The 16,198-nt window shown below is 38.1% G+C and carries 15 protein-coding genes; 12 read left to right on the forward strand and 3 right to left on the reverse strand.

Translation table 11 applies throughout. The features are described from left to right. The first annotated feature begins 43 nt into the window (after positions 1-43). Together FZC76_RS05575 and FZC76_RS05580 are read left to right on the forward strand one after the other, a co-directional pair. Positions 44-1,414 (forward strand): UDP-glucose dehydrogenase family protein, encoded by a 1,371-nt coding sequence (locus FZC76_RS05575; RefSeq protein WP_148987268.1) that lies wholly within the window; start codon positions 44-46, stop codon positions 1,412-1,414. Next, a complete protein-coding gene (locus FZC76_RS05580; protein ID WP_148987269.1) occupies positions 1,395-2,420 on the forward strand; it encodes an SDR family NAD(P)-dependent oxidoreductase in 1,026 nt (341 codons plus the stop codon). The genes FZC76_RS05575 and FZC76_RS05580 overlap by 20 nt, the downstream gene beginning before the upstream one ends. A gap of 75 nt (positions 2,421-2,495) precedes the next feature. Here the strand turns inward: FZC76_RS05580 and FZC76_RS05585 are convergent, their stop codons facing one another. The 3 genes from FZC76_RS05585 to FZC76_RS05595 are packed head-to-tail and all read right to left on the reverse strand — an operon-like array spanning position 2,496 to position 5,730. Continuing rightward, positions 2,496-4,277: an AAA family ATPase gene (locus tag FZC76_RS05585; RefSeq protein WP_148987270.1), complete on the reverse strand. Its 1,782-nt coding sequence runs from the start codon at positions 4,275-4,277 to the stop codon at positions 2,496-2,498. Continuing rightward, on the reverse strand, positions 4,278-4,733 hold the full coding sequence (locus FZC76_RS05590; protein WP_148987271.1) for an ABC-three component system middle component 2: 456 nt from the start codon (positions 4,731-4,733) through the stop codon (positions 4,278-4,280). Beyond that, the gene (locus tag FZC76_RS05595) at positions 4,726-5,730 is read right to left on the reverse strand and encodes an ABC-three component system protein (RefSeq protein WP_148987272.1); all 1,005 of its coding nucleotides are present in this window, start codon (positions 5,728-5,730) and stop codon (positions 4,726-4,728) included. Before FZC76_RS05595 ends, FZC76_RS05590 begins: the two co-directional genes overlap by 8 nt. Before the next feature lie 332 nt (positions 5,731-6,062). On the opposite strand from FZC76_RS05595, the gene FZC76_RS05600 reads away from it, so the two are divergent. The 10 genes from FZC76_RS05600 to FZC76_RS05645 all read left to right on the forward strand — a co-directional run bounded on the left by FZC76_RS05600 (position 6,063) and on the right by FZC76_RS05645 (position 16,018). Then, entirely contained in the window at positions 6,063-6,407 is a 345-nt protein-coding gene (locus FZC76_RS05600; RefSeq protein ID WP_148987273.1) for an rRNA biogenesis protein rrp5, read from the forward strand. Next, on the forward strand, positions 6,404-7,591 hold the full coding sequence (locus FZC76_RS05605; protein WP_148987274.1) for a DUF2800 domain-containing protein: 1,188 nt from the start codon (positions 6,404-6,406) through the stop codon (positions 7,589-7,591). Before FZC76_RS05600 ends, FZC76_RS05605 begins: the two co-directional genes overlap by 4 nt. Before the next feature lie 18 nt (positions 7,592-7,609). After that, positions 7,610-8,155, forward strand: a complete 546-nt coding sequence (locus FZC76_RS05610; RefSeq protein ID WP_148987275.1) for a DUF2815 family protein — start codon at positions 7,610-7,612, stop codon at positions 8,153-8,155. A 5-nt stretch (positions 8,156-8,160) separates the two neighbouring features. Next, positions 8,161-10,110: a DNA polymerase gene (locus FZC76_RS05615; RefSeq protein ID WP_148987276.1), complete on the forward strand. Its 1,950-nt coding sequence runs from the start codon at positions 8,161-8,163 to the stop codon at positions 10,108-10,110. Positions 10,111-10,132: 22 nt separating this feature from the next. Beyond that, positions 10,133-10,954: a phage antirepressor gene (locus FZC76_RS05620; RefSeq protein ID WP_148987277.1), complete on the forward strand. Its 822-nt coding sequence runs from the start codon at positions 10,133-10,135 to the stop codon at positions 10,952-10,954. Between the two features lie 27 nt (positions 10,955-10,981). Beyond that, positions 10,982-13,384, forward strand: a complete 2,403-nt coding sequence (locus tag FZC76_RS05625) for a virulence-associated E family protein (protein ID WP_148987278.1) — start codon at positions 10,982-10,984, stop codon at positions 13,382-13,384. Positions 13,385-13,647: 263 nt separating this feature from the next. Then, positions 13,648-13,926 carry a PDDEXK family nuclease gene (locus FZC76_RS05630; protein WP_148987279.1) on the forward strand — a complete coding sequence of 93 codons (279 nt, stop codon included), beginning with the start codon at positions 13,648-13,650 and terminating at the stop codon, positions 13,924-13,926. Then, positions 13,923-15,302, forward strand: a complete 1,380-nt coding sequence (locus tag FZC76_RS05635) for a DEAD/DEAH box helicase (RefSeq protein WP_148987280.1) — start codon at positions 13,923-13,925, stop codon at positions 15,300-15,302. The genes FZC76_RS05630 and FZC76_RS05635 overlap by 4 nt, the downstream gene beginning before the upstream one ends. Then, positions 15,295-15,558 carry a hypothetical protein gene (locus FZC76_RS05640; protein WP_148987281.1) on the forward strand — a complete coding sequence of 88 codons (264 nt, stop codon included), beginning with the start codon at positions 15,295-15,297 and terminating at the stop codon, positions 15,556-15,558. Before FZC76_RS05635 ends, FZC76_RS05640 begins: the two co-directional genes overlap by 8 nt. Continuing rightward, a complete protein-coding gene (locus tag FZC76_RS05645) occupies positions 15,548-16,018 on the forward strand; it encodes a DUF1492 domain-containing protein (RefSeq protein ID WP_262372466.1) in 471 nt (156 codons plus the stop codon). The genes FZC76_RS05640 and FZC76_RS05645 overlap by 11 nt, the downstream gene beginning before the upstream one ends. Positions 16,019-16,198 lie beyond the last annotated feature (180 nt).

Consider the following 16,198-nt stretch of genomic DNA (forward strand, 5'->3'; position numbering starts at 1 on the left):
CTAAGCATACTTTTAATATATATGATAGTAGGAAGGTGTAATAATGTACAAAATTGCAGTAGCTGGAACAGGTTACGTCGGTTTAGTTGCCGGTGTTTGTTTTGCTGAAGTGGGTCATCAAGTAACCTGTGTTGATATAGATGAAGATAAAGTGAACCTAATGAAGTCTGGGACTTCTCCAATATATGAAGCTGGTTTAGAAGAGCTAATGCAAAAAAACTACGACGTTGGAAGAATTGATTATACAACAGATTACAAATCGGCTTACCGAGATGCTGATGCAATCTTTATCGGGGTTGGGACACCGGAGCAACCAGATGGTTCTGCAAACTTATCATACATTGCTACAGTTGCTAGACAAATCGCTGAATCGGTAGAGAAAGATTGTTTAGTTGTTGTTAAATCTACAGTACCAGTTGGAACAAATGATAAAGTCGAACAGTTTATTCAGGACTTTTTAGTCGAAGATGTAAAAGTAGAAGTAGCATCAAATCCAGAATTCTTAGCACAAGGATCTGCCGTTCATGATACTCTTCATGCTGAAAGAATCATTATCGGAACAGAAAGTAAATGGGCTGAAGATTTGTTAACGAAAATTTATGAGCCGTTTCTTTTACCGATTGTTTCAGTAAATAGGAGATCGGCAGAAATGATAAAATATGCGTCAAATGACTTCCTTGCATTAAAAATTTCTTATATGAATGATATAGCTAATCTTTGTGAATTGGTTGGAGCGGATATTCAGGATGTAGCTAAGGGAATGAGTTTTGATGAGCGTATTGGAAGTAAGTTCTTGAATGCAGGGATTGGCTTTGGTGGATCATGCTTCCCTAAGGATACAAAAGCGCTTGAGTATATTGCTAAACAGAACGGTTATGAACTCAAAACAGTTAAAGCGGCTATTGATGTGAATACAGATCAAAAAACAATGTTATACAAGAAAGCCAGTAAAAGACTTATTACATTTAACGGTCTTAAGGTTGCGGTGTTAGGCCTAACATTTAAGCCTGGAACGGATGATTTAAGAGAGGCAGCATCTCTTGAGAATGTGCCTTTATTATTAGAAAAAGGTGCAAATATTTATGCTTATGATCCCGCTGGTGCTGAAAACTTTGCCAAAGTTCATCCAGAGGGTAAGAATGGCAAAGGTAACATCACTTATGTTTCAAACATCGAGCTTGCTTTGGAAGATGCAAATGTCTGCTTTATCTTCACTGAATGGGGAGAAGTAAAAGCAATAACGCCGGAAATTTATAAAAAGTTAATGAGAACTCCTTTAGTATATGATGGCAGAAATATTTATCGTGTTGAAGATATGCAAGAAGCAGGAGTAGAGTACCACTCAATCGGAAGAAAACCTGCAATTAGAGCAGCTGTTAAGGAGTCGAAAAACCTTGAATTACAAAACTCTTGATTCTAGTAAAACATATTTAATCACTGGAGCAGCTGGTTTTATCGGATACTACCTATCTAGGAAACTACTAGAACAGGGGTGCCGGGTGATTGGTATTGATAACGTCAATGACTACTATGATGTGAATCTTAAACATACTCGCTTAGGAAATTTGGAACCTTATGAGAAGTTTACTTTTATTAAAGGGGACATATCAGACAAGGATATGGTAATGAGAACCTTTGAAGAGTACAAGCCTAATGTTGTAGTAAACCTTGCTGCTCAAGCAGGAGTAAGGTATTCAATAGAGAATCCGGATGTCTATATTCAAAGTAATATCATTGGCTTTTATAATATTCTTGAGGCGTGTAGATATAACCCAGTGGACCATCTTGTATATGCATCTTCAAGCTCTGTTTATGGTGCTAATAAAAAGGTACCATTTGAAGAAACAGACTTTGTAGATACTCCTGTATCCCTTTATGCGTCAACGAAGAAGTCAAATGAATTAATGGCTCATACGTATAGCCACTTGTATAAAATACCGGCTACTGGACTTCGTTTCTTTACGGTTTATGGACCTATGGGAAGACCAGATATGGCCTACTTTGGGTTTACGGAAAAATATTTTGTTGGTGAACCAATTAAGATCTTTAACAATGGTGATTTTGATAATGATCTCTATCGCGACTTTACCTATATCGATGATATTGTAGAGGGCATAGAACGCCTTATCGGGAAACCACCAGTTTATGCCGTTCCTCACAAGGTGTTTAACATCGGTAATAACAATCCGGAAAAGCTGATGACATTTATTAATACACTGGAGAAGACATTAAGTAAAGCTTTAGGAAGAGAAGTGCAGTTTGAAAAGGTGTTTGAACCAATAAAGCCAGGAGATGTCCCAGTTACGTATGCTTCAACCGAATTATTGCAGCAAGCTGTTGGATTTAAACCAAAAACATCTATTGAAGATGGTTTACAGCAATTTGCTAATTGGTATGTTGATTATTATAAGGTGAAGTAAAGTTCTGCCCGCTAAGTTGTTTAAATGACAGCTTGGCGGGCTTTTTTGTGTTACTGTTATTTGAATTAACTTCAACTATTCGGTCACACCATTTAGTAATCCATAACGACCATTATTCACATCTTTCGTAAAATGTATAAGGTTAGCGTTACTATAATCTAATTGAGGAATTTCGTTTTCGATGATTATAACTTGACCGTTATTTTGATTTTCTAACAAATATTTAAATAATGATTTTTTCATGCTATGAGATGCTTGTTCACTTCCTTTTTCTTTTAGTGATAAGATTGGTGAATCAATAACAAGTAATCCTGCTGAAAAAACACCATGTTGAGCTAAATACTCCATAAATGTTAAAGCAACAACAGTATTTAGAAACGCTCTATATCCTTTACCGAATGTAAACTTATCTTGGCCATTTACGACTACATCAAAGGAATCTTTACTGAAATACGCAGAGCTAAAATTATCAAAATTACTTTCTTCTAGAATATTTGTTAGTATTTCATCAATTTGATGCATTATTTGTAGATCAAAATGGTCCTTAGGTTTATATTTAATCTCATTTTCTTCTTCATCTTCAAATTGACGCAAATCATAGAGCATTTCTTTCTCAAATCTTTCTAAAACATTGGTTTCATTTTGATTCTCGATAGAACGTCGATATTCGTTTAGAGAATGTTGAAGTTCTGCAATTTTTGGTTTTAATTCTGAATTGATAACAGCTTCTATTTCAGAGCGCTCATTTTCGAGTCGCGATCTTTTGGTGTATTGACTATCTATTTCATTAATAATATCATGCTCAGCTTCTTCTAGATCCTTAAGTTGGGAAACAATCTTTTGTAATTCTGCTCCTGCTGCTTCTATGCAAGATTCTTCTTCTTCCTTTGCTAAGCTGCCGTCACAAAATGGACACCTCGAAACCTTTTGAACCTCATTTTTATGGACTTCACCTTCAACAATAAATGTTAATCGGCTAATATCCGCATTATATTGTCCACGCAGAACTTTATAGCGGTTATGAAGCATATTAGATTCGGCAAGTTGATCGTTTAAATTATATATTTCATTCGATAAATCTTTGCTTCGCTTAATGGCAATAGATAGTTTTTCTTCCGTGTGCGATATTGCATTTAATATAGCATCAATTTTTTCGCGAGTCTCATAGACACTTAGACTAGGATTAAATAATTCATTTTTTCGAGTTGCTAAGGCAGTTAAATGATTATTAATGTATTTAATAACGGCATTCTTTTTTGCTTCTTTCACCTTTTTTTCTTCCCGTGGATCAAAATCTTCAAACGCATTCCCAGTTATGAAATATAGTAGTATTGATAGTATTGCAGTTTTAGAAAAGACAGATTTCTTGAAAAGAATACTTTCTTTTTGAAACACATTATCCTCTTCGATTAGAAATGTATGTAAAAATGATCTAACGGTTAATGCTTGTCTCTCAAAAGACTCATTTTTTAATATCTGCGGGGGATTTTCGATGCCCATTAATTGGAGCCATAAATTGCTAATATTTAGCTTAGTTTTTCCAGTACTATAGTTTCCGGAAGGAATGTCTGGATTAGAACTGTTAACAATTATTTTACTATCATCAAATTTACGATCAAGGATAATACTTCCGCCCTTTGTTGATATCTCCATTGAAACACAATTATAACCCGTATCATTCCCAATTCGGAATTCTTTTGTCTTACTTCCGAATAAAAAATTTATACATTCTGCTATATAGCTTTTCCCGGTATTTGATGGCCCGTATATAATGTTTAATCCTTTATCCAATTGAATAGAAGAAGTTTCGACATTATTCCCTGTTAGGTATATTTGCTTTATGAAAAAATTGGCCATTTAGATTCCTCTTCTCTTTAATGAACGGATGGAGTGTTCATTTATCATTTTAAAAACATCTTTTTCTGCTCGATTTAAAATGTATTGCCGAGCTCTATGACACATTTCTTTATATGAGTGAGCATAATGGCTTTCAAAAGAATTTATATATTTTATGCCATTACTATTAATGCGATAAGTAAAACCTTCTTTACTAGGTAGAACAGAAATTAGATTTTGCAATACGAGCTTTTTTACACCTTGTTGGACAAGCGTTCTTCGACTTGTGAATTCACTAAACATAAAGAGATTGTCTCCGTGAAGATTTGTATCAGAAATCTTAAATTCAGCGCCATAAATAGAAATAAAATCAATGGCTGCAATCGTATCAGCTGAAATGTGGGTATCTTGATATTCACTCATAATAATCAGAATTCTTAATGAAGTTTCAAATGTAGAATTAAACAGATTATTCATCTTGATTCACCCACTTTATTTTTCCATCGTTTACTAGTATGTGACATACACCTTTTTTTTCACTTGTACTGATCCAACCTGGAAAACTATTTAATATGGACTTATTAAGTTGGATGGTTGTTACATGCTTCATTACACTTTTAAGACGCTTATATCCGTTATTATAGTCATCCTCGTGTACATCTATTATCCCATCGTAAGTCTCTTCTGTTAAAATGCTAAACTCATCTTTTTCGGTATCTAGTAGTATGTCTCTTGCAGATTGTCGAATTGTTTCAGCTGCATAGTAATCTTTTCTGTGTCTCTGAAAATTTTCACCGTACTTAGGGTGTTCTACTATGTCTTCTTTTCTAATTACTTTTTTACCATTGTCATCTGCATAAGCTGCCAGAAGTTCGCTTACGTAAGTCATTTCCTTTTTATCAAAATTTTTAGGAGGTGTTTGCGCATCAGGTTTTTTGAATTTTTGAATTAGTTTTTGTAAATTAGCTAAATTTTCTTCTATATTAACAGCTTCATTCGCTTTAGGGTTTTGCTTAACTTGACCAGTTTTTTTATTGTCCTTTTGTATAGCGTATAAAAAAACTTCTACTAGAAATTCTGTTAGATTGTTATTCTCATGAAGTGTAAGAAAATCATTACGTGTATCACCTGAGATTTCAGTGTCTGCTTCAATGATGCTCCTCATTTCATGATATAAATCAAGTTCCTTTTGAGGGCTTATTTTAGGGATGATGTTACTTTCAAAATAATCTATAGCTTCTGATGAAATTGCTGGAGAAGCTGCGGCTGTTTTAATTCCACTCGGAATATCCTCATTTTGGTGCCACCATTGGAATATGGTGTTGCTATTTAAACTATAAGGCTCCCCATTCTTATTAAGAACATTTTCATCTTTAATGATAAATCCAATTAATAGATTCGTAACTTCCTTATTGGTGGATTTCGGAATTGCCCTCTTTATTGCTTGTGCATAAGATGAAAAATTTAATATCACTCCCAGCTTCTCCTTTCATTAGACCCTAATTTCTCCCTAAATTCATCCTGACTTTATCCAAACTACAAAATAACCATATCCAGATAAACTTTAACTCGTAAGGAACAAATCAAATGGCCATTTCGATTGCTCCCTATAATTACCTATTTTATCACATTCAAAATTTTGGAACCATTTAGGTTTTGCAACAATTCAAGAATAATTTGTAGCTACAAATAATGAAGTACTTCAAACAAGATTGGTTTTTAATTGCTATTTGTTGGACATTTAAAATTTAACCAAGCAATTAAGGCAGTTGCATGAACCAAAGGAAAAGAAAGGAGAGCGAAAGTATGAGTAAAACCAAGCTCGCACTAGATGTGGTGCAGGATTTACGAAACCTTGCTGAAAGTATGGAAGCTTTAATTTCGGCAATGGAAAACCTCACACCAAAAAAGGCGGCAACGCCTCAAGAAAGTGAACCGAAGGAAAAAGAAAAGCCGAAGAAAACGCAACAAGTAGCCAAAACAAATCCACCTACCTTGGAGGATGTAAGAGCAAAACTTGCTGGTTTATCACAAGACGGGAAGCAAGCACAAGTGAAAGAGTTAATTACCAGTTTTGGTGTAAAGAAACTGAGTGATATTCCAACTGATCAATATCCCGAAGTCTTACAACGGGCGGAAAAATTGTCATGAATCAAACAACAGTAAAAGCCAAGAACCATGCTGAAAGAGCACATGCTAGTTTAAGTGCTTCTGGAGCAAGTCGTTGGTTAGCTTGTCCACCGAGTGTTCGACTGTCAGAGCAGTACGAAGAAACAACAAGTGTTTTTGCCAAAGAAGGTACCTTCATGCATGAGCTGTCAGAACTCTATTTGTCTTATTACCTAAAACAAATGACAAAAACTCAGTTCAACAAAAGGCTGAAGCAGATGAAACAAAATGAGTTTTATAACGCAGAAATCGAACAAGCTGTCCAAACATATGTAGATTTTGCTACTGAAAAAATGAATGAGGCTAAGGCAACTAGCAAGGACCCGCTCATCCTTATTGAGGAAAAAGTAGATTTTAGTCCGTGGGTGCCAGCTGCCTTCGGTACGGGGGACATAATTCTGATTTATGGTGATAGATTAGAAGTTATTGACCTTAAGGGTGGGAAAGGTGTCAAGGTTTCTGCAGTGGAAAACCCACAAATGCGACTGTACGCTTTAGGTGCATTAAACAACTTTGGTGTACTCTATGATACTCAGAAAATACTAATGACCGTTGTGCAACCCAGATTAGACAATATCTCCACGGATGAAATGAAAGTGGATGAATTATTGGAATGGGCAGAAACAATAGTCAAGCCAAAGGCGGAATTAGCATTTAAGGGTGAAGGTGACTTCATGGCTGGCGAGCATTGTCGTTTTTGCAAGGTGAAAGCGACCTGTAGAGCGAGAGCAGAAGAAAACCTGAAACTTGCTTGTATGGATTTTCAGAAACCTCCGTTACTGACAGATGATGAAGTAGTGGAAGTGTTAACTTCAATTGATCAGCTGATGAGCTGGGCAAAAGATGTACAAGAATATGCTTTAAACATGGCAATGGATGAAAACAAGCAGTGGCCAGGGATGAAATTGGTCGAGGGCAGAGGCAGCCGTAAATATAGTGATGAAAATGCAGTGGTTGATGCACTTACTGCTGCTGGATATGACGGTGATGTGATTTATAAGAAATCACTTAATACGATTACAACACTGGAAAAAGAACTTGGTAAAAAGAAATTCCAAGAGTTGCTTGGGTCTTTCATTACAAAAGCACAGGGGAAAGTAAAGCTCGTGCCAGAAGAGGACAAGCGACCGGAAATAAAAGCTTCACCAGAAGCAGATTTTCAATAACGAGGAGGAAAATAAATTATGGTAAAAATTACGATTGGAACAAATGAAAACCCAGTACGCTTTAGTTATGCGAATGTACATCAACCGGTAAGTGTAAATGGAAGTGACCTAAAGTATTCGGTGAGCATTATCATCCCAAAATCAGATAAGAAGACGATTAAAAAAATCAAAGATGCGATTCAAAAAGCCACTCAAGAAAATAAGGACAAGTTTGGTGGTAAAGTACCTTCAAATCTGAAGACACCTCTGCGTGATGGTGATGTGGATCGTGAAGATGACGAGGCTTATGCAGATTCCTATTTCATTAATGCCAACAGCAAAATGAAGCCAGGGATTGTCGATGCTGAGTTGAATCCAATCATGGACCAAAGTGAGTTTTATTCCGGTTGTTATGGACGAGTGAGCCTAACCTTTTATGGGTTCAATGTAAATGGTAATCGCGGGATTGCTGCAGGGCTTCAAAACATTATGAAGACGGATGATGGGGAACCACTTGGTGGCCGTAGAAGTGCTGAAGATGATTTTGCTGATGATAGCGATGACGATGATGACATTCTAGGTTAATCCTTATGAATATCTTGTCCATCGACATTGAAACATACAGTATTGTGGACCTCACGAAAGGTGGGGTTTACAACTACTGTGAGTCAGAAGATTTTCAAATATTACTTCTTGCATATGCAGTTGATGATGAAGAAGTACAAATCATTGACCTTGCTTCTGGTGAAGAGATGCCTAGTAAAATATTAGACGCACTAGTTAATCCAGCAATTATAAAAACAGCATACAATGCTAATTTTGAACGTACTTGTTTGTCAAAATACTTTCAATTAGCCATGCCACCTGAGCAGTGGCGTTGTTCTTCCGTTCATGCGTTAATGCTTGGCTTACCAGGACATCTTGATGGAGTAGCCAAGTCCCTCAAGCTACATGAACAGAAAATGAAAGAAGGAAAAGCCTTAATCCGTTACTTTTCGATCCCGTGCAAAGCTACCAAAGTGAATGGAGGAAGAACTCGTAATCTACCGAAGCACGATGCAGAAAAATGGAATAAATTCAAAGATTACTGTAAGCAAGACGTTGAAGTGGAAAGACAGATTCGAAAGAAACTAGAAGCATTCCCAATAACAACGGTAGAACAAAAGCTATGGGAACTGGATCAACATATCAATGATCAGGGCGTACAAGTGGATGAAGAGTTAGTGAAACACGCCATTTTGGCAGACACAACCTATCAGGACAATCTTTTAAAAGAAGCAGTTCGTTTAACCGGGCTAGAAAATCCGAATAGCCCTGCACAATTAAAGAACTGGCTACTTGAACAAGGTGTAGAAGTGGATAGTTTAGCGAAGAAAAATGTTGAAGTGTTAATAGGTGAAGTAGAAAACCCTAAGGTCAAACGATTGTTGGAACTGAGACAAGCCATGTCCAAAACCTCAGTGAAGAAGTACGAAGCTATGGAACGATCCGTATGCCAGGATCAAAGAATTAGAGGGTTGCTCCAATTTTACGGTGCAAATAGAACAGGACGTTGGGCTGGTAGGCTCGTACAAATTCACAACCTGCCAAGAAACAGTATGAGTGACTTACACATAGCAAGGGAACTTTTGAAATCTGGGAACTATGAAGCTTTGGAAATTCTATTTGCTAGTGTACCAGATGTGTTATCTCAGCTGATTCGAACAGCTTTTATTCCGTCAAAGGGTCATCGTTTTATTGTAGCGGACTTCTCGGCAATTGAAGCGAGAGTGATTGCTTGGTTGGCAGGAGAACGATGGCGGATGGAAGTGTTTCAGTCTCATGGGAAGATTTATGAAGCTTCAGCAGCTCAAATGTTTAAGGTTCCTATAGAAACAATTGATAAAGGAAGTCCATTAAGGCAAAAAGGGAAAATTGCTGAGCTGGCTCTTGGATACGGTGGCTCAAAAGGTGCTTTAACTCAAATGGGAGCCTTAGAAATGGGTTTAACTGAAGAAGAACTTCCAGAGTTAGTTTCTGCATGGCGTGAGGCTAACCCGAAGATTGTGAAGCTTTGGTGGAAAGTTGAAGCGGCAGCAATCAAAGCAGTGAAAGAAAAAGCAGTTGTAAAAATGCAATACGGTCTCACCTTCCATTATAAAAAGGGAATTTTATTTATTACTTTATCGTCAGGGCGCTCACTTGCCTATGTAAGACCGAGAATTGGTATTGATGAGCGCTTTGGTAAAGAGCAATTGACCTACGAGGGAACGGAACAAGGATCCAAACAGTGGGGCAGGATTCCTACTTATGGCGGGAAGCTGACGGAGAATATCATTCAAGCCATTGCTAGAGATTGCCTTGCTGAAGCGATGGTGAAGTTGAATGATGTTGGTTACCGAATAAACTTTCATGTTCATGATGAAGTCGTATTGGATATACCAATTGGCACTGGATCTAAGGAAGAAGTAGAGAAAGTAATGGGGCAACCGATTAAATGGGCTCCGGGTTTACCGTTAGGAGCAGATAGCTTTGAAACGGATTATTACATGAAGGATTAAATTGAACAGGAGGAAATAAAAGATGAATAACTTACGAGTGTTTAGTTCTGCAGAATTTGGTCAGTTAGAAATTATGGTGATTGATGGGAAAGAGTATTTTCCTGCGACAGATGTGGCAAAAATGCTTAATTATAGTAACCCTCACAAAGCTTTAACCAATCATTGTAGGTACCTAACAAAAAGGGAGGTACCTCATCCGCAAAGTGAAGGAAAGACTATTGAAAAGAATTTTATTCCTGAAGGAGATGTATATCGCTTAATTATTGGTGCTGCATCTCAAAGTAAGAATAAGCAGGTAAAGAAAAAGGCGGAGCAATTCGAACATTGGATTTTTGATGAAGTACTGCCTGATATCCGAAAACATGGGCTGTATGCTTCTGAGTCACTTCTTAATGATATTCTTAAAAATCCAGATTTAGGCATTAAGATTTTCACAGAGTACAAAGAAGCAAAAGATAGAGCTAAGAAATTGGAGCTTGAAAATGCTCAACATAAACAAATCATTGGTGAACTAAAGCCGAAAGCATCTTATTACGACTTAGTTCTTCAGAATAAATCGGTTGTACCAATCAGCCTGATTGCGAAAGATTATGGACTGTCTGCGAGAAAGTTAAATGCTCTACTTCATGAGCTGGGTGTTCAATATAAAATGGGTAAAACGTGGCTCCTTTATCAAAAGTATGCGGAAATGGGCTATACGCAATCAAAGACTCATGCCATTGATGCGGAGCGAAGTGTCATGCATACCTATTGGACACAAAAAGGAAGATTGTTTCTTTATGAGTTATTAAAACGAGAAAAGGGATTAGTACCTTTAATTGAACGAACAAATAAAACTGCGTAATGCATACCAGCCATGGAAGGTGAGCTTATGATTGCACAACCAAAGAAGGTGAAAACTTTAAAACATGATGGGATGTTATCTATTGCGGTTGGTAGGTCAAGGAAAGAGACAGGTTGGAAAAACCGTGAAATGCCTTGGATTGAACTCGTCAATAAACTAACCCAAACGGTAAGAACCCCTGAAACCTATGAAGAGTACAAAAAGCTATCTAAATCAAAGCAAGATGAAATTAAAGATGTCGGTGGTTTTGTTGGTGGAACGATAAAGGGTGGCAGAAGAAAGCATGATAGTGTTGTTTGGCGTCAGCTCGTCACCCTTGATGCCGACTTCGTGAAAGGAGATTTATGGGCATCCGTGGAGACAATGTTTGGCCACGGATGTGCCATCTACTCTACCCATAAACATCATACTAAAAATCCAAGGCTACGATTAGTGATTCCTTTATCAAGACCTGTTACTGCTGATGAATATGTACCGATTGCGAGGAGGATTGCAGCTGACCTTGGGATTGATTTCTTTGATGATACAACTTACCAAGTCCATCGATTGATGTATTGGCCTTCAACACCATCAGATGGTGAGTTTGTTTTTAAAGTGTTGGACGAGCCTTGGGTGGACCCAGATATTGTATTGGCAAGGTATCCGGACTGGCAGGATTCATCTTACTGGCCGGAAAGCTCAAGAACCGTTCAAGACCGAAAGAAGCTAGCAGATAAGCAAGGTGACCCAAAAACCAAAGAAGGAGTTGTCGGTGCCTTTTGTCGGACTTACTCGGTTACGGATGTAATAGAGAAGTACTTAGGTGATGTCTACAGTACTTGTGAGGATCCCAACCGTTACACATATTTAGCGGGTTCAACTTCTGGCGGGTTAGTGGTTTATGAAAATGGAGACTTTGCCTATTCTCATCATTCAACTGACCCGGTCGGTGGAAAGCTATCTAACGCTTTTGACTTGGTTCGTATCCACTTATTTGGTGAGCTTGATGAAACAGCCAAAGAAGGAACGCCTATCAATCGACTGCCATCTTATAAAGCAATGGTTGAAGAAGCTTTGAAGGACAAGCAGGTAAAATTGACACTCGGTAAAGAGCAGTTGAGCCTTGCAGCTGAAGACTTTGACGATGAGGAGATGGAATGGTTAACGGATTTATCAAGAGATCAAAAAGGCAATATCGTCTCGAGTGCACCCAACGTCATTCTTATCCTTGAGAACGATCCAGCATTAAAAGATCGGATTGCTTTAAATGACTTTGTCCACCGGGTAGTTATCAAAGATGATTTACCTTGGAGAAGTGCGGAACGAGGAGATTATTGGTCTGATACTGATGACGCCAGTTTACGAAATTATCTTTACTCTGTCTATGGCATTAAGGGAGCCGGAATTATTGGGGATGCATGGAGTGAAGTCGCAGTGAAACATGCGTTTCACCCGATCAAAGATTATTTAAATGGTCTTGAGTGGGACGGGAAAGAACGGATTGAAACGATCATGATCGATTACCTTGGAGCGGAAGATAACGATTGTGTGCGGACCTTTACCCGAATAATCTTATCAGCCGCAGTTACAAGGATTTATCGTCCTGGGGCAAAGTTTGATTACTGTGTTGTTCTCGTTGGTCCACAAGGCGTGGGGAAAAGTTACATTATTAAGCTTCTAGGTAAGGAATGGCACTCGGACTCCTTGATTACCGTCAAGGGCAAAGAAGCCTACGAGCAACTTCAGGGAGCGTGGATTTTAGAAATGGCAGAATTAACAGCAACAAAGAAAGCAGATATCGAAGCAGTAAAGCATTTTATTTCTAAGTCTGAGGATACCTTTCGAGTTGCTTATGGAAGACATAATGAAACGTTTAAGAGGCAGTGCGTGTTTTTTGGTACGACAAATGATTATGACTTTTTGAATGACCCAACAGGGAACCGCCGATTTTTACCGATAGTAGTGAATGGTGGAGGAACTAAAAACATGTGGGACGATTTAACGGAAGAGGAAGTGGACCAAATATGGGCGGAGGCAAAGGTATTGTTTGAAAAGGGAGAGACCTTGGCTTTAAGCAAAGAAATCGAAGAGAAAGCAGGAGAACTTCAAGCAGCCCATACGCAGGAAAATCCAATCACGGAGAGCATTAGAAGCTATCTTGAAACGACAGTACCAACCAACTGGTATGAGCTAGATCTTGGTACGAGACGAACATATTTGCATATGGATCAACCAAACGACGAAACAGAGAAGGCTATGAAGCTCAACAAAGTGTGTGCTCAGATGGTGTGGGAAGAGCTTTTTCAAAAAGATGTGTCGATGATGACAAGGTACGATGCGAAAGAAATCAACACGATTATCCAACATACATCAGGTTGGAAAAGAATGACTTCTATTCGGTTTGGTACGAATTATGGAATTCAAAGAGGTTTTAGAAGAGAAGAACTGTAAACATGTAAACTTTGAAATTTTCTCATTGTTTACACCTTAACCCTTGTCTCTCTTACTCTATATACTTTGTAAACATGATAAACATATATATCTATATAAGAAGAAATAGAGAGTATGGGGAATAATACATATAACCTATACGTCCATATACGCTTATAAGTATAAATTAACGATTTTGTTGTTTACTTGTTTACAAAAAGGGTGGAAACCTTGGTCTGATAGGGGTCTGGGTGTAAACATTAAATATTAGGGGTGGCTCTTTGATGAATGAAGTGAGGATTGAACAAAGGCTAAACAAGAAAGTAAAGGAACATGGCGGGCTGGCATTAAAGCTTGTATCACCCGGTTTTGCAGGTGTGCCAGACAGGCTGGTGCTCTTTAATGGTTCAAAGGTTGCTTTTGCGGAATTAAAGGCACCAGCTAAAAAGCTACGAGCCTTGCAGCGAAAACGAAAAAAGCAGCTTGAGGCACTAGGGTTTAAAGTTTATAAGATTGATAGCTATGAAGCGGTCGATCGAATGCTAGAGGAGATGGTCCTTTGATTTATAAACCATATCATTACCAGGCCTATGCCACCCAGTGGATTATTGATAAAAAGAAGTCAGCTCTTTTTCTTGAAATGGGGATGGGAAAATCAGTATCAACTTTAACGGCAATTTTAGATTTGATGTATGACTACTTTGATGTGGCGAAAGTTCTGGTCATTGCTCCGCTCCGAGTAGCAAGTACAACTTGGGAAGAAGAAGTGGAGAAATGGGATCATCTAAATGAGCTCCGAATTTCCAAAGTGCTCGGTAGTGAAAAACAACGAGTAGCAGCTTTATATAAAAAAGCAGATATCTACATTATCAATAGAGAAAATGTCACTTGGCTCGTGGATTGGTTTGATTCCGATTGGCCTTTTGACATGGTGGTCATTGATGAGTTATCTAGCTTTAAATCATCAAAGGCTCAGCGATTTAAATCCTTAAAAAAGGTGAGGCCCTTTATTAAGCGATTGGTTGGATTAACAGGAACGCCAGCACCAAACGGTTTAATTGATTTGTGGCCACAAATTTATTTACTCGACGGTGGAGAACGATTAGGTAAAACAGTCACTGGTTATAGAGAAAGATACTTTCTTCCGGATAAGCGTAATCAAATGATTGTTTACACTTGGAAGTTAAAAGATGGAGCGGAAGATGCCATTTATGAAAAGCTCTCCGATATCTGCGTGAGTATGAAGGCCAAAGATTACCTCGAATTACCTGAAAGAATGGACAATGTCATTACAGTGGAACTTCCCAAGAAGACGAAGGAACAATATGAGGTTTTGGAAAAGGAATTGATTCTAACACTGGAGGGGACAGATGTGTTGGCAGGTTCAGCTGCAGTTCTAGCCAATAAATTATTACAGGTGGCTAATGGCGCTGTTTACGATGAAGATGGAGAAGTGAAACATATACATGATGAAAAATTAAAAGTTTTGGATGAATTGGTGGAAGCAGCAGGTGGGAAACCAGTGCTTGTATTTTATGGCTACCAACATGACAAGGACAGGCTTTTACACCATTTAAAGAAATTAAAGCCGAGGATCCTTCAAACAGATCAAGACATTAAGGACTGGAATCAAGGAAAGGTTCAGGTTCTTTTAGCCCACCCAGCATCAGCTGGACATGGGCTGAACCTTCAAACAGGAGGGAACATTATCATTTGGTTTGGCCTTACTTGGAGTCTCGAACTCTACCAGCAGGCAAATGCTAGACTTTGGCGACAGGGACAAAAGCAAACGGTTGTGATCCACCACATTATTGCGAAAGATTCAATCGACGAACGAGTGATGAAAGCATTAAAAGATAAAGACACAAGTCAATCTGCTCTCATTGAAGCAGTGAAGGCGAGAGTGAATAGATACAAGGAGGTTGCTCCTCATGGATAGTATTGAACAAGTAGTGAAGCGTGAACAGGACTGTTTCGCTTACAAGAATGGAAAGTGCAAGATTTTAAGAGTTCTTACATGCGAAGGAACTAATTGCAGTTTCTACAAAACCTTACCCGAATTACAAATGGATAGACAAAAAGCACTCGAGCATATTCAAGCACTCGATGCTACTAATCGGAATGAGATTATCAATCTTTACAAGCTAGATATTGAAAAACAAATTAGTGGGGTGAGTGGTGGTGATGGTAGCTAGTATAGCAATTAGACAGGAGGGAACTATGGTGGATGCAAAAGAGTATTTTTCTCGGTCGGCCAAGTTGGATGAAACTATAAATAGTAAGTTACAACAAGTCGCAGTGTTAAGAGACCTAGCTTTGAAAACAACATCGGTTCTCCAGACTGATAAAATTCAAGGAACAAAGCAACGTTCCCCGATGGAAAATGCCCTAGTTAAGTTGATGAGTCTTGAAGAAGAAATAAATACTGATATTGATAGCTTAGTAGATTTAAAGCGTGAGTTGGCAAGTCTCATTGCTAGAATTGATAATCCTTCTTACAGATTACTTCTTGAACTTCGTTATTTAAGTGGGAGAACTTGGGATGAAGTAGCTGCAATGATGGGTTATGAGGTGAGTTGGATTTACCGATTGCATAAGAAAGCATTGAAAGAAGCGAATCGGATATTAGAAGATACCACAATAGAATACATTTGAGTCTTTGAATAGCTCCCTTGAAGGTGATGTCCTTTAAGGGTTTTTGTTTATTTTTTAAAAGAAGCCATGAAAAGCCATTATAAGCCATGTTGGAAGTGTGCTAAAGTATAAACTGTAGAAATAGCTTAAACAACAGCCCTTGAAGGAATATCTTCTTGGGCTTTCTTTAATTTAAAGGAA

Origin of the sequence: Sutcliffiella horikoshii (assembly GCF_008180725.1) — a bacterium.
Lineage (GTDB): Bacteria > Bacillota > Bacilli > Bacillales > Bacillaceae_I > Sutcliffiella_A > Sutcliffiella_A horikoshii_B.